This is a genomic window from Plesiomonas sp., from assembly GCF_051652165.1.
In the GTDB taxonomy this organism is placed as follows: domain Bacteria; phylum Pseudomonadota; class Gammaproteobacteria; order Enterobacterales; family CAMTGL01; genus Plesiomonas.
Genome location: NZ_JBOFTR010000015.1, coordinates 248,882 through 272,384, shown reverse-complemented (window position 1 = coordinate 272,384; position 23,503 = coordinate 248,882). Strand labels below are relative to the sequence as shown.

Sequence of the window (23,503 nt, the reverse complement as noted above, 5' to 3'; positions counted from 1 at the left end):
CACAGTTCTACTTCCGTACAACTGACGTGACCGGTACCATCGAACTGCCAGAAGGCGTAGAGATGGTCATGCCAGGTGACAACATTCAAATGGTTGTAAACCTGATTGCCCCAATCGCGATGGACGAAGGCTTGCGCTTTGCTATCCGTGAAGGTGGCCGTACAGTAGGTGCAGGCGTGGTTGCTAAAATCATCGCTTAAGTCTTGATCTTCAAGACCGAAAAAGGGCATCTTTAATGATGCCTTTTTTCTACGCTTATCAAACAGAGGCTATAATAAGTCTCGGTTGATAAGGGCATATAGGGTAATATACCTTTTACTGTAGACCTCGCAATGCGAGGTTGAATTGTTTTTATCTAATTTATTTTTATTCGTTCGAGAGTAACAGGTGGGTTGTATGAACGCGAATACCGAAACCCAAGGCAATGGAAGCAGCTTGAACATCGTTAAATGGGCTGGCATTTTTGTCATCTTAGCAGCCGCCGTAGTTGGTAATGCTGTATTTAATGATGTTGCCGTCGTGCTCCGTGCTTTGGTGATTATTTTGATGGTAGCGGCGGCATTAGGTATTGCTGCCTTTACTCGCCAGGGTAAGACATTCTTGGAATTCGCCCGCGAATCCCGTATGGAAGTCCGTAAAGTCGTGTGGCCAACCCGCCAAGAGACCTTGCATACAACCCTGATTGTGGCGGCTGTTACTGTCGTTATGTCATTAGCACTGTGGGGGCTAGATACGATTTTAGTCAACGTAGTGTCATTTATTACAGGCTTGAGGTTCTAACATGACTGAAGCTCCTAAAAAACGTTGGTACGTTGTACAAGCGTTTTCTGGTTTTGAGGGCCGCGTAGCCCAATCGCTGCGTGAGCACATCAAGCTGCATAACATGGAAGAGCTGTTCGGTGAAGTGCTTGTGCCTACCGAAGAAGTCGTTGAAATGCGTGGTGGACAACGCCGCAAAAGCGAGCGTAAATTCTTCCCTGGCTATGTATTAGTACAAATGGTGATGGATGATGCAAGCTGGCACTTAGTGCGTAGCATCCCACGCGTGATGGGTTTTATCGGTGGTACATCTGATCGCCCAGCGCCTATCAGTGATAAAGAAGCGGATGCCATTTTGAATCGTCTACAGCAAGTAGGTGATAAGCCACGTCCGAAAACCTTGTTTGAACCCGGTGAAATGGTTCGCGTTAGCGACGGCCCATTTGCTGACTTCAACGGTGTGGTTGAAGAAGTGGATTATGAAAAGAGCCGCTTAAAAGTTTCTGTATCGATTTTTGGTCGTGCAACACCGGTTGAATTAGACTTCAGCCAAGTCGAAAAAGCGTGATCATATTTTAATCTGATGCTTGTAAAAGGCGTGAAATTGACCTACAATTTCGCGCCTTTTTGTTATCGGGGAGCCTTAATTCTGAGGCGCTCGAACCCAAACTGAGGAAATATCAATGGCTAAGAAAGTACAAGCCTACGTTAAGCTGCAAGTTGCAGCTGGTATGGCTAACCCGTCTCCACCAGTTGGTCCAGCACTGGGTCAACAAGGTGTTAACATCATGGAATTCTGTAAGGCATTCAATGCTCGTACTGAGAGCATGGAAAAAGGCCTGCCGATTCCAGTGGTTATCACTGTTTACGCTGACCGTTCTTTCACTTTCGTTACCAAAACGCCTCCAGCAGCAGTTCTGCTGAAGAAAGCGGCTGGTATCAAGTCAGGTTCTGGCAAGCCGAACAAAGAGAAGTGCGGTAAAGTTGCACGTGCTCAAGTTCGCGAAATCGCCGAAACTAAAGCGGCGGACATGACTGGTGCTGATGTGGAAGCGATGATGCGCTCCATTGAAGGTACTGCACGTTCCATGGGCCTGGTTGTAGAGGACTAAGACAATGGCTAAGCTGACCAAGCGCATGCGCGTGATCCGTGACAAAGTTGATGCTACTAAACAGTACGAAATCAACGAAGCCGTTGCTCTACTGAAAGAGCTGGCAACTGCTAAATTTGTAGAAAGTGTTGATGTTGCAGTAAATCTGGGTATCGACGCTCGTAAATCAGACCAAAACGTTCGTGGCGCTACTGTACTGCCACACGGTACTGGCCGTACTGTTCGCGTTGCTGTGTTCACCCAAGGTGCAAACGCAGAAGCCGCTAAAGCAGCCGGTGCAGACCTAGTAGGTATGGAAGATCTGGCTGACCAGATCAAGAAAGGCGAAATGAACTTCGACGTAGTTATCGCATCTCCTGATGCAATGCGCGTTGTAGGTCAACTGGGCCAAATCCTGGGCCCACGTGGTCTGATGCCTAACCCGAAAGTAGGTACTGTAACTCCTAACGTTGCTGAAGCTGTGAACAACGCTAAAGCAGGTCAGGTTCGTTACCGTAACGACAAGAATGGTATCATCCATTCTACTATCGGTAAGGTAGACTTCACCACTGAGCAACTGAAAGAAAACTTGGAAGCTCTGCTGGTTGCACTGAAGAAAGCTAAGCCTTCTTCTGCAAAAGGCGTATTCATCAAGAAAGTTAGCATCTCTACCACTATGGGTGCAGGTGTAGCTCTTGATCAGAATACCCTGAGTGCTGCTGTTTAATAAATAGCACTGCTTTACAAGGGCGTTGGATTTCTATACAATTTAACGCCTTTGATTATGGTTGGAGCTTGGCCTTTTCCAAGCCTCCGTCCAAGACCGCAGGTGTGCTGAAAAGCACTTAATCTGATCAACCTGCGTAGACGGTGAGAGAACCGAAAGAATTTTTTCTGACTGGATTCTGCTCGCCGTGTATTACGCCCAATTATGTTGGGTGGTGTGAGTTCCAAGCAATTATGCTTGGCTAATCCAGGAGCAAAAGCCAATGGCACTGAATCTTCAAGACAAACAAGCGATTGTTGCTGAAGTCAACGAAGTGGCCAAAGGTGCGCTGTCTGCAGTAATCGCTGATGCACGTGGCGTTTCTGTAGCAAAAATGACTGAACTGCGCAAAATCAGCCGTGAAGCTGGCGTGTACGTACGTGTAGTACGTAACACTCTGCTGCGTCGTGCTGTAGCTGGTACCTCTTATGAGTGTATGGCTGATGCGTTTGTTGGTCCAACTTTGGTTGCATTCTCTAACGAACATCCGGGCGCTGCAGCTCGTCTGTTCAAAGCATTTGCTAAAGATAATGCTAAATTCGAAGTTAAAGGCGCAGCCTTTGAAGGCGAGTTCATTCAAGCGGCTCAAATTGACCGTTTGGCAACTCTGCCAACTTACGACGAAGCGATTGCACGCTTGATGGCGACCATGAAAGAAGCCTCTGCAGGCAAACTGGTTCGCACTATCGCGGCTATTCGCGATGCAAAAGAAGCGGCTTAATAGCATCCTCTTTCGCTTTTCGTTTGCAAGATAACCATCTTCTTATTTTAGGAAATAATTGTTATGTCTATCACTAAAGACCAAATCATTGATGCAGTTGCAGCAATGTCTGTAATGGAAGTTGTTGAACTGATCTCTGCTATGGAAGAGAAGTTTGGCGTTTCTGCTGCTGCAGCTGTAGCTGTTGCTGCAGGTCCAGCTGAAGCTGCTGAAGAGAAGACTGAATTCGACGTAGTTCTGTCTGCTATCGGCGCAAACAAAGTTGCTGTAATCAAAGCAGTACGTGGCGCAACTGGTCTGGGCCTGAAAGAAGCTAAAGACCTGGTAGAATCTGCTCCAGCTAACCTGAAAGAAGGTATCAGCAAAGCAGAAGCTGACGCTCTGAAGAAAGAACTGGAAGAAGCAGGTGCTTCTGTTGAAATCAAGTAATCGAACTTTCCAGTTCGTAGCCTGATTTCCAAAGGCTAATGGCTGGTGACTTTTTAGTCACCAGCCTTTTTGCGCTGTAAAGGATGCTTGTGGTGTTTCACACTGTTTGGCCATAAGTGATCCTCAATGCTTTTTCTATTGACGACTTAATATACTGCGCCAGAGTCGCTGCTCTGTGTAAAGCACAATGAAATGATTTAAGCGTGATAGAAACAAGTATTGCGAAGGGTCAATCGCTCTTCGTCCACAAAAAAATAGTGTTGCACGAACTGTCCTAGCAGGACGGACAGAATGGGTCGACTATTCAGCGAGCTGAGGAACCCTATGGTTTACTCCTATACCGAGAAAAAACGCATTCGTAAGGATTTTGGCAAACGTCCCCAAGTGTTGGATGTGCCTTACTTACTCTCTATCCAGCTTGACTCGTTTCAGAAGTTTATCGAGCAAGATCCGGAAGGGCAGTACGGTCTGGAAGCTGCGTTCCGTTCCGTTTTCCCGATTCAGAGCTACAGCGGCAATTCAGAGCTGCAATATGTTAGCTATCGTCTCGGTGAGCCAGTCTTTGATGTGAAAGAGTGCCAAATCCGTGGCGTAACTTATTCTGCACCTTTGCGTGTCAAGCTGCGGATGACGCTGTACGAAAAAGACGCACCGGAAGGTACGGTCAAAGACATTAAAGAGCAAGAAGTTTACATGGGCGAAATTCCGCTCATGACCGAAAACGGCACTTTCGTGATCAACGGTACCGAGCGGGTTATCGTATCCCAGCTACATCGTAGCCCAGGCGTGTTCTTTGACAGCGATAAGGGTAAAACCCACTCCTCTGGTAAGGTGCTGTATAACGCACGTATTATTCCTTACCGTGGTTCTTGGTTGGATTTCGAGTTTGACCCGAAAGATAACTTATTTGTTCGTATCGACCGTCGTCGTAAACTGCCAGCGACCATTATTTTGCGTGCGCTGCGCTATACGACTGAGCAGATCCTTGATCTGTTCTTTGAGAAGATCGTATTTGAAGTTCGTCACGGCAAGCTAGAGATGACGCTAGTTCCAGAGCGTCTGCGTGGTGAAACTGCGACCTTTGATATCGAAGCAAATGGCAAGGTTTATGTCGAAAAAGGCCGCCGTATCACGGCTCGCCATATTCGTCAGCTAGAAAAAGATGACATTACTTGTATCGATGTACCTATTGAGTACATTGTCGGTAAAGTTTCTGCAAAAGATTATGTTGATACCTCTACGGGCGAGCTGATTTGCGGCGCGAACATGGAGTTGTCACTGGAAACGTTGGCGAAACTGAGCCAAGGTGGACATAAGCGTATCGAGGTTCTGTTTACCAACGATCTCGACCACGGTCCGTACATGTCTGAGACATTACGTGTCGATTCCACCACAGATCGTCTGAGTGCGTTGGTTGAAATCTACCGCATGATGCGCCCTGGTGAGCCGCCAACGCGTGATGCTGCCGAAGCGTTGTTCGAGAACCTATTCTTCTCTGCTGACCGCTATGACTTGTCTGCGGTAGGCCGGATGAAGTTTAACCGTTCTCTGCTGCGTGACGAGATCGAAGGTGCCGGTACCCTGAGCAACGACGATATCATTGAAGTGATGAAAAAACTCATTGATATTCGTAACGGTAAAGGTGAAGTCGATGATATCGATCACCTGGGCAACCGTCGTATCCGTTCTGTTGGTGAAATGGCTGAAAACCAATTCCGTGTTGGTTTAGTCCGTGTTGAGCGTGCGGTGAAAGAGCGTCTGTCTTTAGGCGATCTTGATACCCTGATGCCACAGGATCTGATTAACGCCAAACCAATTTCTGCGGCAGTGAAAGAGTTTTTTGGCTCTTCTCAATTGTCTCAGTTTATGGATCAGAACAACCCATTGTCAGAGATCACGCATAAGCGTCGTATTTCTGCACTGGGCCCAGGTGGTCTGACACGTGAGCGTGCAGGCTTCGAAGTTCGAGACGTACACCCGACCCATTATGGTCGCGTATGTCCAATCGAAACGCCAGAAGGTCCAAACATCGGTCTGATTAACTCCCTGTCTGTTTACGCACAGACTAACGAATATGGTTTCCTTGAGACTCCATATCGTCGCGTAAAAGAGGGTGTGGTTACCGACGAAATTCATTACCTCTCTGCAATTGAAGAGGGTAATTACGTTATCGCTCAGGCTAACTCAAACCTGGATGAAGACGGCCGTTTTGAAGAAGAACTGGTTACTTGCCGTAGTAAAGGCGAATCTAGCTTGTTCAGCAAAGATCAAGTTGACTACATGGACGTTTCGACCCAACAGGTTGTTTCTGTCGGTGCGTCATTGATCCCATTCCTTGAGCATGATGATGCTAACCGTGCCCTGATGGGTGCGAACATGCAACGTCAAGCCGTTCCTACTTTGCGTGCTGATAAGCCGCTAGTGGGTACCGGTATGGAACGCGCTGTAGCGGTTGACTCCGGTGTGACCGTAGTGGCCAAGCGTGGCGGTCTGATTCAGTACGCTGATGCTTCTCGTATCGTTATCAAAGTTAACGAAGACGAGACCATCCCAGGTGAAGCAGGCATTGATATCTACAACCTGACCAAGTACACCCGTTCTAACCAGAACACCTGTATCAACCAGATCCCATGTGTGGCGCTGGGCGAGCCGGTGAACCGCGGTGATGTACTGGCTGACGGTCCGTCTACTGATTTAGGCGAGCTGGCACTGGGTCAGAATATGCGCGTGGCATTTATGCCATGGAACGGTTACAACTTCGAAGACTCCATCTTGGTTTCCGAGCGTGTTGTTCAAGAAGACCGTTTCACAACGATTCACATCCAAGAACTAGCATGTGTAGCGCGTGATACAAAATTAGGATCTGAAGAGATCACTGCAGATATCCCTAACGTGGGTGAAGCAGCACTGTCTAAGCTCGATGAGTCAGGTATCGTGTATATCGGTGCTGAAGTCAAAGGTGGAGACATTCTGGTCGGTAAAGTAACACCAAAAGGTGAAACTCAACTGACACCGGAAGAGAAGCTGTTGCGTGCAATCTTCGGTGAAAAAGCGTCGGATGTTAAAGACTCCTCGCTGCGCGTACCTAACGGAACATCTGGTACTATTATCGATGTTCAAGTCTTCACCCGTGATGGAGTGGATAAAGACAAGCGTGCATTAGAAATCGAAGAGATGCAGCTTAAGCAGGTTAAAAAAGACCTGACTGAAGAGCTGAAAATCCTCGAAGCAGGTTTGTTTGCGCGTATCCACGATCTGCTGGTTGGCGGTGGTCTGGAAGCGGAGAAGCTGGCTAAATTGTCTCGCGACAAGTGGTTGGATCTTGCTCTAGATGACGAAGACAAACAGAATCAACTTGAGCAGTTAAGTGAACAATACGATGAGCTCAAGGCTGAGTTCGAGAAGAAGCTGGAAGGCAAGCGTCGTAAAATCACCCAAGGCGATGATTTAGCACCAGGCGTGCTGAAGATCGTGAAAGTGTATTTGGCGGTTAAACGTCAAATCCAACCGGGTGATAAGATGGCAGGTCGTCACGGTAACAAGGGTGTTATCTCTAAGATTAACCCTATTGAAGACATGCCACACGATGAAAACGGTGTACCGGTTGATATCGTACTGAACCCGCTGGGTGTTCCATCGCGTATGAACATTGGCCAGATTCTGGAAACACATCTGGGCATGGCTGCGAAGGGCATTGGCGAGAAGATCAACGCGATGATCAAGCAGCAGCAAGAAGTTGCTAAACTGCGTGAGTTCATCCAAAAAGCGTATGATCTGGGCAGCGATATTCGTCAGAAAGTCGATATGAGTACTTTCAGTGATGACGAAGTCTTACGTTTAGCTGAGAACCTGCGCAAAGGTATGCCATTGGCAACACCAGTCTTTGACGGTGCAAAAGAGTCTGAAATTAAAGACTTGTTGGAGTTAGGTGGTTTACCACGCTCTGGTCAAATTACACTGTTTGATGGCCGTACCGGTGAGAAGTTTGAGCGTCCAGTAACCGTAGGTTACATGTATATGCTAAAACTGAACCACTTAGTCGATGACAAAATGCATGCGCGTTCTACCGGTTCGTACAGCTTGGTTACTCAGCAGCCGCTGGGTGGTAAGGCTCAGTTCGGTGGTCAGCGTTTCGGTGAGATGGAAGTGTGGGCGCTAGAAGCATACGGTGCTGCGTATACACTGCAAGAAATGCTCACTGTTAAGTCTGATGACGTGAATGGCCGTACCAAGATGTATAAGAACATCGTGGATGGTGATCATCGTATGGAACCAGGTATGCCAGAGTCGTTCAACGTATTGTTGAAAGAGATCCGCTCTCTGGGTATCAATATCGAATTGGAAGACGAATAGTCTTTGTATCGATAGCGGTTCACATTAGATCGCAGCAGGAAATAGGAGCGTGGCGTCGCCGCGCTCCACTGGTTTAACTCCGACGGGAGCCAATCCGTGAAAGACTTACTAAAGTTTCTGAAAGCGCAAACTAAGACCGAAGAGTTTGATGCCATCAAAATCGGTCTTGCGTCTCCAGACATGATCCGTTCTTGGTCTTTCGGCGAAGTAAAAAAGCCGGAAACCATTAACTACCGTACCTTCAAGCCTGAGCGCGATGGCCTGTTTTGTGCCCGTATCTTTGGCCCAGTGAAGGATTACGAGTGTCTGTGTGGCAAGTACAAGCGCCTGAAGCATCGTGGCGTAATTTGTGAGAAGTGTGGTGTCGAAGTGACCCAGACTAAAGTTCGTCGTGACCGTATGGGTCATATCGAACTGGCTTGCCCGACTGCGCATATCTGGTTTTTGAAATCACTGCCATCGCGTATTGGTCTATTATTAGATATGCCATTGCGTGATATTGAGCGCGTACTGTACTTCGAATCTTATGTGGTTGTTGAAGGCGGTATGACCAATCTTGACCGTGGTCAAATGCTGACAGAAGAGCAGTATTTAGATGCACTGGAAGAGTTTGGTGATGAGTTTGATGCCAAAATGGGTGCAGAAGCAGTACAAGCACTGCTGCGTGCCATGGATCTACCGGCTGAGTGTGAGCAGTTGCGTGAAGAGCTGGGTGTGACTAACTCAGAAACAAAACGTAAAAAGATCACTAAGCGCATCAAGTTACTCGAAGCCTTTATTCAGTCTGGGAATAAGCCAGAGTGGATGATCCTGACTGTGCTGCCAGTTCTACCGCCAGATCTGCGTCCGTTAGTACCGCTTGATGGTGGCCGTTTTGCAACGTCTGACCTGAATGATCTGTACCGTCGTGTGATCAACCGTAACAATCGTTTGAAGCGTTTGTTGGATCTGGCTGCGCCAGATATCATCGTACGTAACGAAAAGCGTATGTTGCAAGAAGCGGTTGATGCATTGCTGGATAACGGCCGTCGCGGTCGTGCGATCACCGGTTCTAACAAGCGCCCACTGAAATCTTTGGCCGATATGATCAAAGGTAAGCAGGGTCGTTTCCGTCAGAACTTGCTCGGTAAGCGTGTTGACTACTCTGGTCGTTCTGTAATCACCGTAGGTCCATACCTGCGTCTGCACCAGTGCGGTCTGCCGAAGAAGATGGGTTTGGAGCTATTCAAGCCATTCATCTACGGCAAACTCGAAGCTCGTGGTCTGGCGACTACGATCAAAGCGGCCAAGAAAATGGTCGAGCGTGAAGAGGCAGTCGTTTGGGATATTCTAGATGAAGTCATCCGTGAACATCCAATTCTGCTCAACCGTGCACCAACGTTGCACCGTCTGGGTATTCAGGCTTTTGAACCGGTACTGATCGAAGGTAAAGCACTGCAGTTACATCCACTGGTGTGTGCGGCATATAACGCCGACTTCGATGGTGACCAGATGGCGGTTCACGTTCCACTGACGCTTGAAGCGCAGTTGGAAGCGCGTGCGTTGATGATGTCGACCAACAACATTCTGTCTCCGGCCTCTGGTGATCCTATCATCGTGCCTTCTCAAGACGTAGTGTTGGGTCTGTACTACATGACCCGCGACAAGATCAACGCCCAAGGCGAAGGCATGGTGTTGACTGGCCCGAAAGAAGCGGAACGTTTGTATCGCTCAGGTCAGGCTGAACTGCATGCGCGCGTAAAAGTACGTATCACGGAACATGTGAAAACCGATACCGGTGAGATCGAGGTGTCTACTCGTCTGATCGATACTACGGTTGGCCGTGCTATTTTGTGGATGATCGTACCAAAAGGTCTGCCTTACTCTATCGTTAACCAAGCGTTGGGTAAAAAAGCGATCTCTCGCATGCTGAACACCTGCTACCGTGTACTGGGTCTGAAGTCGACCGTCGTGTTTGCTGACCAAATTATGTACACCGGTTTTGCGTATGCAGCACGTTCTGGCGTGTCCGTTGGTATCGACGACATGGTTATCCCGGAAGCGAAAGCGAAGATCCTGGCCGATGCCGAGTCTGAAGTGGCTGACATTCAAGAGCAGTTCCAGTCTGGTCTGGTAACCGCCGGCGAACGTTACAACAAAGTTATCGATATCTGGGCTGTGGCGAACGATAAAGTCTCGAAAGCCATGATGGAAAACCTCTCAACTGAAACCGTGATTAATCGTAACGGCGAAGAAGAGAAACAATCTTCCTTCAACAGCGTATTTATGATGGCCGACTCCGGTGCGCGTGGTTCTGCTGCGCAGATGCGTCAGCTGGCCGGTATGCGTGGTCTGATGGCCAAGCCTGATGGCTCGATCATCGAAACCCCAATTACTGCGAACTTCCGTGAAGGTCTGAACGTACTCCAGTACTTCATTTCAACTCACGGTGCGCGTAAAGGTCTAGCGGATACCGCACTGAAGACAGCGAACTCCGGTTACCTGACTCGTCGTCTGGTAGACGTAGCGCAAGATTTGGTGATCACTGAAGATGACTGCGGCACGTTAGAAGGCGTGGTCATGACGCCGTTGATCGAAGGTGGTGATGTTAAAGAACCACTGCGTGAGCGTGTGTTGGGCCGTGTTGCAGCTGAAGATATTTTGATCCCAGGTACTGCAGATATTTTGATCCCGCGTAACACTCTGCTGGATGAAAAGCTCTGTGATCTGATCGAAGAGAAATCGGTTGATACGATTCTGGTGCGTTCAGTGGTTACCTGTAACACCGATTTCGGTGTGTGTGCGAACTGTTACGGCCGTGATCTGGCACGTGGACACCTGATCAACAAAGGTGAAGCTGTCGGTGTTATCGCTGCACAGTCCATCGGTGAGCCAGGTACTCAGTTGACCATGCGTACGTTCCACATTGGTGGTGCGGCATCGCGTGCGGCAGCCGAGAACAGCATCCAAGTGAAGAACAAGGGTAGCCTGAAGCTGCATAACGCGAAATTCGTTATCAATGCAGATAAGAAACTGGTTATCACTTCACGTAACACTGAAATGACCGTGATCGACGAGTTCGGTCGCACCAAAGAGAGCTATAAAGTACCTTACGGTGCGACGATGGCCAAAGGTGACGGCATGGATGTGAACGCAGGCGAGACGGTTGCAAACTGGGATCCGCACACCATGCCGGTTATTACCGAAGTGGGCGGTTATATCAAGTTTGTTGATATGCTTGATGGCCTGACAGTCACTCGTCAGACCGATGAGCTGACCGGTCTATCTTCCATCGTGGTTCTGGACGCTGCAGAGCGTACAACCGGTGGTAAAGATCTGCGTCCTGCGCTGAAGCTGGTTGATGCGAACGGTAACGACATTCTGGTTCCTGGCACTGATATGCCTGCGCAGTACTTCCTGCCAGGTAAAGCGATCGTTCAGTTGGACGATGGCACTCAGGTTGGTACCGGTGATGCGTTAGCACGTATTCCACAAGAGTCTGGCGGTACTAAAGATATCACCGGTGGTCTGCCACGTGTTGCTGACTTGTTCGAAGCCCGTAAGCCAAAAGAACCTGCGATCCTGGCTGAAATTACCGGTATCGTTTCGTTTGGTAAAGAGACCAAAGGTAAGCGTCGTCTGGTGATTACTCCAACCGATGGTGCGGATAACTACGAAGAGATGATTCCTAAGTGGCGTCAGCTCAACGTATTTGAAGGCGAATTGGTACAGCGTGGCGATGTGATCTCTGATGGTCCAGAAACACCACACGACATCTTGCGTCTGCGTGGTGTGCATGCGGTAACTAACTATATCGTTAACGAAGTGCAAGACGTTTACCGTCTGCAAGGCGTTAAGATTAACGATAAACATATCGAAGTTATCATCCGTCAGATGCTGCGTAAGGGTACAATTTCTCAGGCTTACGATTCTGAGTTCTTGGAAGGCGAGCAAGCTGAAGTGGCTCGCGTGAAGATCACTAACCGTGAGCGTGAAGCACAAGGCAAAGAGCCAGTAACGTTTGAACGCGAACTGTTAGGTATCACCAAAGCGTCTCTGGCAACCGAGTCATTCATCTCTGCGGCTTCCTTCCAGGAAACTACCCGCGTACTGACCGAAGCGGCAGTAGCAGGTAAGCGTGATGAGTTGCGCGGTCTGAAAGAGAACGTGATCGTCGGTCGTCTGATCCCTGCAGGTACCGGTTATGCGTACCATCAGGATCGCACCCGTCGTCGCCAGAAAGGTGATGCACCGGTTGCTCCACAAGTGAGTGCAGAAGAAGCATCGGCTAATTTGGCCGGTCTGCTGAGTGCTTTCGGTAGCAGCGAAGAGTAATCATTGCTAATGAACTGCCGTATTAGCCAATACGCTGATACGGTATTTCATACCGAATAACTTACTGTGGCCAGCAATCTGGTCAGTATTGCGGTGATGAACATTGCAGTAACAAAAAGGGTATCTTTTAAGATGCCCTTTTTATAGGTAATCTGATAACGAATTTTGTTACAACACGTCTGCGTATGCTCACTCAGGCACTCCTTCTCCTGCCCGCCTACCAATACCTTACTTGTTACTTTCCTATTCATGATCTGTTTTGAATTATTATTTTTTAAAATCAATACACTATTTTTACACAAAAAGAGGCATTAAAAACTTTGCCCGGTACTGAGTACGACACTTTTAATCAGTTTATCTTCAAGTGCAAAACGGGCTTCAAGCTGTTCACCTAAAAGAGAGAGATACTGATCTATGGCCAATAAGCACTCTGCATCTTCACTAATTTCTGCATATTGATCATTAAAATGAAGAATACTTTGGGTATTTTCAGTCAGTAACGGGTGAATTTTACTGTGTAAGTGGCTGATGTTGCTGTGTGGTAGGGTTTCAGCTTCTGACATGATGCGATCATAAATTTCAAAATGCCCAGCTGAGAGATAATCGACTAAACGTGCACAAAATAAAGAGATTGATGCGGCAGTCGGTAAATACTGCTTTTCGTGTTGAAACGGTGGCAAACCTGCAAGACGGCAGTAGTCAATCAATAAGGCTTTACGTTCTGCCAACCAAAGATCGATAATTTTTGTATTAACCCTGACAGGCGCAGGGTGGCTCTCTAGAGGGGTGAGCATGGTCTTTCTCCGCAGATACTTTTAAAGTTGCATGTGTACCTGTCTAGAATGAAATTGTGACAGGCTTGTTATAAAAGATGCCAGTAAATTAGCGTAGCTGCAAGGAGTGCAATAGAACAATTTATGTGTAATGAACGAGAAATAAGGTCAAATTCAGTTGCCAGTTGGTGGCTACTCTGTTTTAACGGCCAATTATGGCTACCTGAAGGGCAGATTCCGCACGGTACGACAGAGGATTTAGCCTTACTCTCTGGTCAGCACTACCGGCTGGGCACATGGCAAGGGAGCCCGGTTTGGCTGGTAATTGGGGTAGAGAAACCTACTGACGAGTGGCATTCCGTGCGTAGCCTACTGGATAATCCGGTTGAACTGTTTCAACTGGCTGGGCGTGCGGTACAACTGACGCACTTTTTGTATACTCACCGTTTTTGCGGCCAGTGCGGTCAGCCAATGATTAAAACAACGGATGAGTGGTCGGTGCGTTGTACAGGTTGTCAGCAGTGCGATTATCCAGTGATTGCACCTTGTGTCATTATGGCGGTGCGTAAAGATCAACAGATTTTATTGGCACAGCATTTGCGCCATCAAAATAGGATGTACACCGTGTTAGCGGGTTTTGTCGAAGTCGGGGAGACTCTTGAGCAAGCTGTTGAGCGGGAGGTGCGCGAAGAGGTCGGCATTGCAATTAGCCATATTCGTTATGTGAAGTCACAGCCGTGGCCATTTCCCCATTCACTGATGATGGCATTTTTTGCTGATTACGCTGATGGAGAGCTGTGCATTGATTCGACTGAGCTGGTTGATGCGAGCTGGTTCAGTGCTGAACAACTTCCACTATTGCCACCAGCAGGGACGGTGGCCCGTGAGCTGATCGATCAAACGTTATTATTATGTGCGGCAGATCACGCTGTAGAGCCGAATTCGGCACAAGATTAAACCTTATGAGGGAATCGTTCCTACTGGGGGAGGTGGTACAATCGGGCACTTCTACTTGGCGGATGAACCGAGGATCACTGCATGACCGAGTTAAAAAATGATCGCTATTTACGTGCGTTGCTGCGTCAGCCGGTCGATGTCACACCAGTATGGATGATGCGTCAGGCCGGACGTTATCTTCCTGAGTATCGTGCAACCCGCGCTGAGGCCGGTGATTTTATGTCACTGTGCAAAAATCCGGAATTAGCGTGCGAGGTGACTTTGCAACCGCTGCGCCGTTTTGCACTGGATGCGGCGATTTTGTTCTCTGATATTCTGACCATTCCCGATGCGATGGGCTTAGGTCTGCATTTTGAAACCGGCGAAGGCCCACGTTTTCATCATCCGATCCGTTGTCGGGCTGATGTTGAGAAGATAGGGAACCCTGATCCGGAAATGGAACTTGGGTATGTGATGGATGCTGTGCGTACCATCCGTAAAGGCTTAGAGGGGGCAGTTCCTCTGATCGGTTTTTCCGGCAGCCCATGGACACTGGCGACGTACATGGTTGAAGGTGGTAGCAGCAAGGCATTTACCAAAATTAAGAAAATGATGTATGCCGAGCCGCAGACCCTGCATTTGCTGCTGGATAAGTTGGCAGACAGCGTGATCAATTATCTGAATGCCCAAATTCGCGCGGGCGCACAATCTGTAATGGTATTTGATACTTGGGGTGGTGCGCTGACGGGCCGTGATTATCGCGATTTTTCGTTACAGTATATGCATAAAATTGTGGATGGTTTGATTCGTGAAAATGAAGGCCGCCGTGTTCCAGTAACGCTCTTTACCAAAGGTGGTGGCCAATGGTTGGAGGCGATTTCCGATACGGGTTGTGATGCCGTGGGCATCGATTGGACGACCGATATTGCCGATGCTCGTGCGCGAATTGGTCAGCGTGTTGCGCTGCAAGGCAATATGGACCCATCAATGTTATATGCGCCAGCGGCTCGTATTCGTGAAGAGGTCGCCACTATTTTACAAGGGTATGGGCAAGGTCATGGCCACGTGTTCAACTTAGGCCACGGTATTCATCCTGATGTTGATCCTGAGCATGCGGGTGTGTTTGTTGAGGCGGTGCATGAGTTATCAGGTGCATACCATCGATAAACGACCAAAACAGAGTCAAAGACCGGTATGCTGCTCTCTGGTGGGTTTACACAATTGAACGCGATAAATTACCTAAATTGTTGGAAATCAGAGCAATCTGTAGGGTGATTTTAGCTTATACCTATTGGTTATTCCCTAAGATCAGTTACACTCCACGGCAGACGCAGCAAGAGGTATGGGTATGTTACGTAATCCAATTCATAAACGACTAGAACGGTTTGCACCGTGGCAGCTACAGACTTTTATGGTATGCCTGTGTGAGCGGATGTATCCCAACTACCAAGCTTTCTCGCTGGCGACCGGATTTGGTCAACCCCATCTTTATCGCACGATTTTAGACTTGTCATGGGAACTGCTGACCGTCAAAGGGGCAAAAGTTAATTTTGAGAATCAGCTTGAGAAATTTGAAGAGCAGATCCCCGTTGCTGATGATTTTGACATGTATGGTGTATACCCAGCCATTGATGCTTGTGTGGCACTGAGTGATCTATTGCACTCGGCATTGAGCGGTGATGAGCTGGAGTTCACGTTGAGCATTAGCCAGATTTCGATCAATACCGTGGCGATGTTAGCGATGAATGATGCTGACCGTGATATGTCGGAAGATGAGCTAAAAGAGCTACCAAGTATTCAGACTGAATTGGATGTGCAATGGGAAATTTATCGTCTGCTACTTGAGTGTGAAGAGCGCGATATTGAGCTGATTAAAGGGCTACGCGCAGACTTGCGTGAGGCCGGAGTGAGTAATATCGGTTTGGAAGTGGTAAGCAATACGCGAGAAGCGTGATTTACCGCCGGATTTCAAGTTTGTCGCTTCCCTATCTGTGTGGAATTGTTCTACAGTTGGATGGGTTTGCATCAGCCTGATGGATACTGGGGCGAGAGAGTGTTGATGAGGTGGTCGTGTCTGTCTGCCTTGTCATAACGAAGTAATCAAGATGGGTTAAAGAAACCTATATGACTACTCATAACGTGATAAATAAAACGTAAGGACAACCTATGAACAAGACTCAACTGATCGATGCTATTGCAGAGAAAGCGGATCTGTCTAAAGCACAGGCGAAAGCAGCACTAGAATCTACGCTGACTGCAATTACTGAATCACTAAAAGAGGGTGATCCAGTGCAGCTGGTCGGTTTCGGTACGTTTAAAGTGAACCACCGTGCAGCGCGTACAGGCCGTAACCCACAAACGGGTAAAGAGATCCAAATTGCAGAGGCTAATGTACCCGCGTTTGTTGCAGGTAAAGCACTGAAAGACTCTGTGAAATAATGAGTGACCGTAGTAATAAAAAACGGGGTGTCAAATGACACCCCGTTTTTTTGTCGTGTTGCCCATCAACGCAATGAACGGTGTAGTGTGCAAACCAAGAGAAACGCTTATGCTACATGAATGTCTGCTGGGGTCGGGTCAATAACCTCTTTCCAGAGCAAGTCAATATCACTGATCCGCACTTTGACATATTCCCCAGGAGCATCACCTAGCAGTGGTTGGTTATCACGTGCGACAGGTTCACGTGCTGCCACCGATTTTGAGCCTTCCGGAATATGGCTGACAATCCATTGCTGCCAATGTGTCCACCATGATCCTTTGTGGTGTTCAGCCGCATTGAGCCAGGCTTGATGTTCACTTGGGAAGAAGCTGGTATCACTGTTGACCCAATAACCATATTTCCCTTTTTCCGGTGGATTGACAACACCGGCAATATGGCCGGATTCACCCAGCACAAAGGTCACGTGGTTATTATCTTTGCCGATAGTTTTCGCGCCATCGTAGGTCGCATCCCACAAAGCGATATGATCTTCGGCAGCGGAAAGGAAATACAGCGGCAACTTGATTTTATTCAAATCAATGGCTGTGCCTCTGATAGAGATCCCACCTGGGGTGATCAGTTTGTTCTCAAGGTAGCATTCACGCAGCAGGAAGCTGTGGCAGGCACCCGGAACGTTAGTGCTATCACAATTCCAGTACAGAAGATCAAACGCCATCGGACTTTTACCTTTTAGGTAATTGTCGACAAAGTAGTTCCAGTACAGGGAATTTTCACGCAGCAAGCTAAAAGAGGCAGCAATTTGGCGGCCATCCATATAGCCTTTGATTTGGTTTTGTGTTTCCAATGCAGAGACAGACTCTTCATTGATGAATACACCGATATCACCGGGTTTGGCAAAATCAAGCAGTGTAGTAAACAGCGTACCGGTTCGGATACGTTGCTTCATCCGACGGGTTGCTAGATAGGCCATGGTGATACTGAGCAGCGTTCCGCCGATGCAGTAACCTATCCCGTTGACCTCTTTTTCACCGGTAGCGATTTCAATGGCATCAAGTGCAGCTAGTACGCCATCGACAACATAATCTTCAAAGTTAATTTGGTTATGTTCAGGGGTCGCGTTAACCCATGACATCATAAATACGGTGTGGCCCTGTGCAACGGCCCAGCGTACAAATGAGTTCTGGGCTTGCAGATCCAGAATATAGTATTTATTGATAAACGGCGGCACAATCAGCAGCGGTCTTTGCAGAACCTCGCTGGTGGTTGGGGTGTATTGAATCAGCTCAAACAGGGCGTTGCGGAAAATAACTTTACCTGGGGTAACGGCAATGTTTTCGCCCGGTCGGAATGAGCTTTGATCGGTCATTCGAATATTGAGTGTGTCTGCGCTTTTTTCCATATCCTCAACGAACAGGGTCATCCCTTTGACCAGATTTTGGCCGTTATCGTCAATGGTGGCTTTTAATAGCTCAGGATTACTCAGTAAATAGTTGCTTGGTGAGGCCGCCGATAAGTATTGGCGAGTGAAAAACTCAAGCCGTTTACGGGTCTCTTCATCAAGCGTTTCAAGCTGATTGATGCTATCGAGAATATTTTTAGTGGTCAGCAGGTAGGATTGTTTGAGGTAATCAAACATCACGTTTTGCTGCCATTCATCGGAGGTAAAGCGGCGATCACTCCGATCGGGAGTAATCACAGGTTCACTTGGCTGACCGAACATGCGTAATACGGCATGTTGTGAAAGTTGAAGTTGTTGCTGCCACCACTTGATTTGCTGCTCTAAAAGCGAGTTAGGCTGTTCAAGTGCATGCTCAAAGAAGCGATTTGCATCGTTCATGTTGGTCTGCATCAATACCTGATTGAGCGGACCTTGAGCCGTGGAACGCGACAGGTACAGCTCAACCAGCTTACGGTTCAGATCAGCCAGCGCATCCAGCGCGTCGTTGAACTGATTTGCAGAAGCCATGGCTTTCTCCCTGTAACACCATCATCAAAGAATGACACGCCCGTAGGCGTGTCGGGTTGCCGGTTTATTTTGCGTTGTTAACTTGCAGGTTAGCCAAGTTATCTTTGCTCAGGGTTTCCAGCTCTTTTTTGAAGCCTTCACTCATTGAGGTCAGCTTTTGGGTGTCATCGAGCATTTGTTTAGACAGTTTGTTCACCATTTCCAGTTGTTTGTTGCCAAACGCAACCAGAGATTGTGGGTCTTTGATATCGCTAACAGCTTTGATCTGCTCAAGGCTCAGCTCTGAGTAGGTTTTCGCTGCAGCCAGTTGCAGCTTGTTGATTTGCTCTAGGCTGCTGGTGAACAGTTGGTTGTATTTGTATACCGGTGCATAAAAGTTCTGTGCTTGATCGGCAAAAGTTTTAAAAATTTCCGTACTCATATTTCTCAGCTCCTTGTGAATAACGCACTTCTGTTCATGATGTGAAAATCACTTCGCATCACACAGTAATTCGATTTATATGTGCATTCTATTTCAGAGTAACGAAGCTTTTATTGAAAAATAATGGCAGAGATTAGGCGTTTTTTAAGCTTTACGTTGACGTAATGGTTGTATTTTTTTGTGGCTGCTTTGGTGATACAAATTAAGATTGTGCAGTGAGTTTTTAGGCTTGATGTGACACCGGTTGTTATTCCGGTGTCACGGGGTTTTATCGGGTGTGATTAATCTTCAGTGTGTGACAAACGGAGATTATTTAGTGACCACTGTGTTTAAATATGACAATGTTTACGCTTACGTTAACGTATTTTTTATTACAGCGATAAAACCATATGCTGATACGATCTAAAAACACATTTTTTTATTGTATCATTTTGAACAGCAACTTTTTGCAGACTCGCCCTGCTGTTCACGGGCAATGGCGCGGTAGCCGATGTCATGGCGGTAGTACATATCCGGCCAGCTAATGTGCTGAATATGCTGATAAGCACACTGTTGTGCTTGTGCGACGCTGTGGCCAAGTGCCGTAACACACAGTACGCGCCCACCTTGGGTATGCACGGTTGCAGGTTGGCTGTGCTGGTCTAGCGTGGTGCCGGCATGAAAAACTTTGCTGTCAGCCGAGTGAGGGGCAGAGAGACCACTGATCAGATCGCCCTGACGGTAATCATTCGGATAGCCACCGGCGGCTAATACTACGCCGAGTGCTGGACGAGGATCCCATTTGGAGTGGCATTGGTCGAGTTGCCCGTTGACGGCGGCCAGACAGAGTGCAACCAGATCAGATTGCAGGCGCATCATAATCGGTTGTGTTTCAGGATCACCAAAGCGGCAGTTGTACTCAATCACTTTCGGTGTGCCATCGGCCATGATCATTAGGCCGGCATACAGAAAACCGGTGTAGATGTTACCTTCGGCGGCCATGCCGCGTACAGTTGGCCAAATAACCTCTTCCATGACGCGCTGGTGAATGGCATCAGTAACCACTGGTGCGGGTGAGTACGCTCCCATTCCGCCGGTATTTGGCCCTGAGTCGTTATCCCCGATACGTTTATGATCTTGGCTGGTGGCCATTGGCAATACATGCTGGCCATCAACCATGACAATAAAGCTGGCTTCTTCACCATCTAAAAACTCTTCGACAACGATGCGATGCCCAGCATCACCAAAGGCATTGCCGGCTAGCATATCTTGTGCGGCAGCTTCCGCTTCGGCGAGTGTCATGGCGACAATGACCCCTTTACCGGCAGCTAGCCCGTCGGCTTTGATGACAATCGGCGCACCTTTTTCACGGATATAGGCCAGTGCTGGCGCTAATTCAGTGAAGTTTTGGTATTCGGCGGTTGGGATCTGATGACGGGCGAGAAAATCTTTGGTGAAGGCTTTGGAGCCTTCAAGCTGTGCGGCGGCTTGTGTCGGGCCAAAAATAGGAAGGTCATGGGCGCGGAAGTGATCGACCACTCCTTTAACCAGTGGGGCTTCGGGGCCGACAATGGTCAGTGCAATTTGCTGTTGCTGCGCAAACTCGGCCAGTGCATGAATGTCGGTAGCGGAGATGGCGATATTCTCTACGCCCGGTTCAAGGGCAGTGCCGGCATTGCCGGGTGCAACAAATACGCGGGTAACAAGGGGGGATTGTACGGCTTTCCATGCCAGTGCATGTTCACGGCCACCGTTACCGATAATCAGGATCTGCATGCGGGAGACTCCAGCGTATGGGTGATAAATTGGGTATTACGCGCGATCAGCCGTATTGCGAGGATCTGACGGCGCGGGTGTTGTATGGGTTGTGTACCCGTTTTTCGGGGAGTAAGTGCTCCCCGAAAAGGAAATAGAGACGGTGGTGGATCAGTGGCGGAAGTGGCGCATGTGGGTGAAGATCATGGCCATGCCGTGCTCGTTGGCAGCCTGAATGACTTCATCATCACGAATAGAACCACCCGGTTGGATCACGCAAGTGACGCCGGCTTGCGCTGCGGCATCGATACCATCGCGGAACGGGAAGAAGGCATCGGATGCCATGACGCAGCCTTGCACTTCTAGACCTTCATCAGCGGCTTTAATGCCAGCGATTTTGGCTGAGTAGACGCGGCTCATTTGTCCGGCACCAACGCCGATGGTCATGTCGCCTTTGGCGTAGACAATGGCGTTGGATTTGACATATTTAGCCACTTTCCAGCAAAACAGGGCATCACGTAGCTCTTCAGCGGTGGGCTGACGGGTACTGACAATGCTGAGATCGGCGGCGGTGACGCTGCCATTGTCGCGATCTTGTACCAGCAGGCCGCCGTTGATGCGTTTCATGTCGAGATCATGCTGACGTGTCTCCCATTCGCCGCAGACGAGTACGCGCACATTTTGTTTGCTTGAGAGGATCACGGCAGCCTGTGCAGTAAGGCTTGGGGCGATGATCACTTCAACAAACTGGCGTTCGATAATGGCTTGTGCGGTATCGGCATCGAGCTCGCGGTTGAAGGCGATAATACCGCCAAATGCGGAAGTCGGGTCAGTACGAAACGCGCGGTTATAGGCTTCTAGCAGGTTACTACCCAGTGCTACGCCACAGGGGTTGGCGTGTTTGACAATCACGCAGGCTGGGGCATCAAACTCTTTAACGCATTCGAGTGCAGCATCAGTATCGGCGATATTGTTGTAAGAGAGGGCTTTGCCTTGCAGTTGAGTTGCCGCAGCAACTGAGCCTTGTGGCACGGTATTCTCAATATAAAACGCAGCACCTTGATGGCTGTTTTCACCGTAGCGCATGTCTTGCTTTTTGGTGAAATTGAGGTTGAGGGTGCGCGGGAAACGGCCAGCGGGTTCGGCTTGTTGTTTCTCTTCGCCGAAAGCGTGGTGATAAGCTGGAACTAATGTGCCGAAATAGTTAGCAATCATGCTGTCGTAGGCGGCGGTGTGTTCAAATGCGGCGATGGCTAAGTCAAAACGGGTGGCTTGGCTGAGTGAGCCATCTTGAGCATCCATTTCGGTGAGGACGCGATCATAATCGTGGCTGTTGACGATGATGGCGACATCATTATGGTTTTTTGCGGCTGATCGCACCATTGTTGGGCCACCGATATCGATATTTTCGATGGCATCGGCCAGTGTGCAGTTTTTGCGGGCAGTGGTTTGGGCGAACGGATAGAGGTTGACGACGACCATGTCTATCGGGGCGATATCGTGCTGCTGCATGATGGCGTTGTCTTGGTCGCGGCGGCCTAAAATGCCACCGTGAATTTTAGGGTGTAGTGTTTTGACTCGACCGTCCATCATTTCAGGAAAACCGGTGTAATCAGAGACTTCGGTAACCGGTAATCCGGCATCACTGAGTAAGCGGGCGGTTCCGCCGGTTGACAGCAGTTCAATGTGGCGAGCTGTTAAAGCACGAGCAAATTCTACAATGCCCGTTTTATCAGAAACGCTGAGTAGTGCTCGGCGTACAGGACGGTGCTGTTCCATGATTGATGAGATCCCCTTCGAGTGAGCAGAAAGTAGCTTACGCAAACCGTGTGTGTGGTGGGTTTGCGTAAGCGGCCTGCACTCATTTCGATGAGGTTTGTTACTTGTTCGTTTTATATCAGCGTGATAATTGTTTTTGGTGATTCTATTTTTAAGGTGGTGTCATTCTAACGAAAACGTTTGCGTGGTGGGTATCTTTTTTTATCCCAAAACCATTTTTGTTCTGGCAGTGAAATCGCGGTAATACAACGTGGAGTGTGGCTTGGTTAGGAAATAGAGCAAAGAATGCTGGGGGGTTAGGATGATGTCAGATATAAAAAGAGAGCTGATAAGTCGAAAATAGGGGCTACTGATATCAAGTAGCCCAAATACGTGGGGTATTATTGGGATTAGCTTAGTGGAGAGAAAAAGTCACGCAGCCCAATGAGTAAGTTATTGACAGCAACAGCAGCAAGTATCAACCCCATAACACGGCTAATAACAGAGGCACCCGTACGGCCTATTACTTTTTGGATGCTAGATGCACTGCGTAGCAGCAGATAGGTGATAATCAGAACGGTAAGCATTACTAGTGCAGTTAGAGCCTGTTCACCAATAGCATAGCGATGATTATCGGTGAGCATGACAACGGCCATCATAGCGCCAGGTGAGGCGATTGAGGGTACGGCAATCGGGAATACGGCTAAATCATTGATATCATAATCCATTCGCATCTCTTGATCGGGTTTTCCCTCACCAAAAATCATGGTCAGTGCAAACAGCAGTAATACTAAGCCGCCGGCCGTTTGAAAGGCGCTGAGTGGGATTTGCATCGCTTCGAGTAAAAATTGGCCTGCAATCAGAAAAAATAGCAGGATGCCGGTAGAGACTAAGATGGCTTTACTGGCCACTTTACGGCGATCTTGTGCTGACAGTGCGGCAGTTTTTGATAAATAGACGGGGATTGAACCAATAGGGTCAATGACGGCCCACAATACAACAAATTGTACAATCAGTGATTCAAACATACAGGCTCCCTTGT

The 23,503-nt window shown here is 48.4% G+C and carries 18 protein-coding genes and 1 pseudogene; 13 read left to right on the top strand and 6 right to left on the bottom strand.

The annotated features are described in order from the left end of the window. From tuf to rpoC, 9 genes and pseudogenes are all read left to right on the top strand, one after another. Positions 1 to 200: pseudogene (gene tuf / locus ACRC53_RS09670) on the top strand (elongation factor Tu); the annotation flags it as partial. Between the two features lie 196 nt (positions 201 to 396). After that, positions 397 to 780, top strand: a complete 384-nt coding sequence (gene secE, locus ACRC53_RS09665; RefSeq protein WP_438643218.1) for a preprotein translocase subunit SecE — start codon at positions 397 to 399, stop codon at positions 778 to 780. A 1-nt stretch (position 781) separates the two neighbouring features. Next, positions 782 to 1,327 (top strand): transcription termination/antitermination protein NusG, encoded by a 546-nt coding sequence (gene nusG, locus ACRC53_RS09660; protein WP_438622201.1) that lies wholly within the window; start codon positions 782 to 784, stop codon positions 1,325 to 1,327. A gap of 115 nt (positions 1,328 to 1,442) precedes the next feature. Next, positions 1,443 to 1,871 carry a 50S ribosomal protein L11 gene (gene rplK / locus ACRC53_RS09655; RefSeq protein WP_438622200.1) on the top strand — a complete coding sequence of 143 codons (429 nt, stop codon included), beginning with the start codon at positions 1,443 to 1,445 and terminating at the stop codon, positions 1,869 to 1,871. A gap of 4 nt (positions 1,872 to 1,875) precedes the next feature. Further along, positions 1,876 to 2,577, top strand: a complete 702-nt coding sequence (gene rplA, locus ACRC53_RS09650; protein WP_438622199.1) for a 50S ribosomal protein L1 — start codon at positions 1,876 to 1,878, stop codon at positions 2,575 to 2,577. Positions 2,578 to 2,839: 262 nt separating this feature from the next. Beyond that, positions 2,840 to 3,337 (top strand): 50S ribosomal protein L10, encoded by a 498-nt coding sequence (gene rplJ, locus ACRC53_RS09645; protein ID WP_438643217.1) that lies wholly within the window; start codon positions 2,840 to 2,842, stop codon positions 3,335 to 3,337. A 63-nt stretch (positions 3,338 to 3,400) separates the two neighbouring features. Then, a complete protein-coding gene (gene rplL, locus ACRC53_RS09640) occupies positions 3,401 to 3,766 on the top strand; it encodes a 50S ribosomal protein L7/L12 (RefSeq protein ID WP_438643216.1) in 366 nt (121 codons plus the stop codon). A gap of 324 nt (positions 3,767 to 4,090) precedes the next feature. Then, positions 4,091 to 8,119 (top strand): DNA-directed RNA polymerase subunit beta, encoded by a 4,029-nt coding sequence (rpoB, locus tag ACRC53_RS09635; RefSeq protein WP_438643215.1) that lies wholly within the window; start codon positions 4,091 to 4,093, stop codon positions 8,117 to 8,119. Between the two features lie 96 nt (positions 8,120 to 8,215). Then, positions 8,216 to 12,433 carry a DNA-directed RNA polymerase subunit beta' gene (rpoC, locus tag ACRC53_RS09630; protein ID WP_438643214.1) on the top strand — a complete coding sequence of 1,406 codons (4,218 nt, stop codon included), beginning with the start codon at positions 8,216 to 8,218 and terminating at the stop codon, positions 12,431 to 12,433. A 311-nt stretch (positions 12,434 to 12,744) separates the two neighbouring features. On the opposite strand, the gene rsd is transcribed toward rpoC, so the two are convergent. After that, a complete protein-coding gene (rsd, locus tag ACRC53_RS09625) occupies positions 12,745 to 13,227 on the bottom strand; it encodes a sigma D regulator (RefSeq protein WP_438643213.1) in 483 nt (160 codons plus the stop codon). A 123-nt stretch (positions 13,228 to 13,350) separates the two neighbouring features. Here rsd and nudC point away from each other — a divergent pair, with 123 nt between their 5' ends. From nudC to hupA, 4 genes are all read left to right on the top strand, one after another. Beyond that, entirely contained in the window at positions 13,351 to 14,163 is an 813-nt protein-coding gene (gene nudC, locus ACRC53_RS09620; RefSeq protein WP_438643212.1) for an NAD(+) diphosphatase, read from the top strand. Between the two features lie 81 nt (positions 14,164 to 14,244). Further along, positions 14,245 to 15,309, top strand: coding sequence for a uroporphyrinogen decarboxylase (hemE, locus tag ACRC53_RS09615; RefSeq protein WP_438643211.1), 1,065 nt, complete (start codon positions 14,245 to 14,247; stop codon positions 15,307 to 15,309). A 181-nt stretch (positions 15,310 to 15,490) separates the two neighbouring features. Then, complete coding sequence (locus ACRC53_RS09610) at positions 15,491 to 16,096, top strand: YjaG family protein (protein WP_438643210.1); 606 nt, start codon at positions 15,491 to 15,493, stop codon at positions 16,094 to 16,096. Between the two features lie 212 nt (positions 16,097 to 16,308). Then, a complete protein-coding gene (gene hupA, locus ACRC53_RS09605; RefSeq protein ID WP_438643209.1) occupies positions 16,309 to 16,581 on the top strand; it encodes a nucleoid-associated protein HU-alpha in 273 nt (90 codons plus the stop codon). Positions 16,582 to 16,688: 107 nt separating this feature from the next. On the opposite strand, the gene phaC is transcribed toward hupA, so the two are convergent. The 5 genes from phaC to ACRC53_RS09580 all read right to left on the bottom strand — a co-directional run bounded on the left by phaC (position 16,689) and on the right by ACRC53_RS09580 (position 23,489). Next, positions 16,689 to 18,548, bottom strand: a complete 1,860-nt coding sequence (gene phaC / locus ACRC53_RS09600) for a class I poly(R)-hydroxyalkanoic acid synthase (protein ID WP_438643208.1) — start codon at positions 18,546 to 18,548, stop codon at positions 16,689 to 16,691. Positions 18,549 to 18,612: 64 nt separating this feature from the next. Next, positions 18,613 to 18,969, bottom strand: coding sequence for a phasin family protein (locus ACRC53_RS09595; RefSeq protein WP_438622188.1), 357 nt, complete (start codon positions 18,967 to 18,969; stop codon positions 18,613 to 18,615). Positions 18,970 to 19,395: 426 nt separating this feature from the next. After that, the gene (purD, locus tag ACRC53_RS09590; protein ID WP_438643207.1) at positions 19,396 to 20,724 is read right to left on the bottom strand and encodes a phosphoribosylamine--glycine ligase; all 1,329 of its coding nucleotides are present in this window, start codon (positions 20,722 to 20,724) and stop codon (positions 19,396 to 19,398) included. A 150-nt stretch (positions 20,725 to 20,874) separates the two neighbouring features. Next, positions 20,875 to 22,482 carry a bifunctional phosphoribosylaminoimidazolecarboxamide formyltransferase/IMP cyclohydrolase gene (purH, locus tag ACRC53_RS09585; RefSeq protein WP_438643206.1) on the bottom strand — a complete coding sequence of 536 codons (1,608 nt, stop codon included), beginning with the start codon at positions 22,480 to 22,482 and terminating at the stop codon, positions 20,875 to 20,877. 389 nt (positions 22,483 to 22,871) lie between these two features. Continuing rightward, on the bottom strand, positions 22,872 to 23,489 hold the full coding sequence (locus ACRC53_RS09580; RefSeq protein ID WP_438643205.1) for a MarC family protein: 618 nt from the start codon (positions 23,487 to 23,489) through the stop codon (positions 22,872 to 22,874). Positions 23,490 to 23,503: the final 14 nt, after the last annotated feature.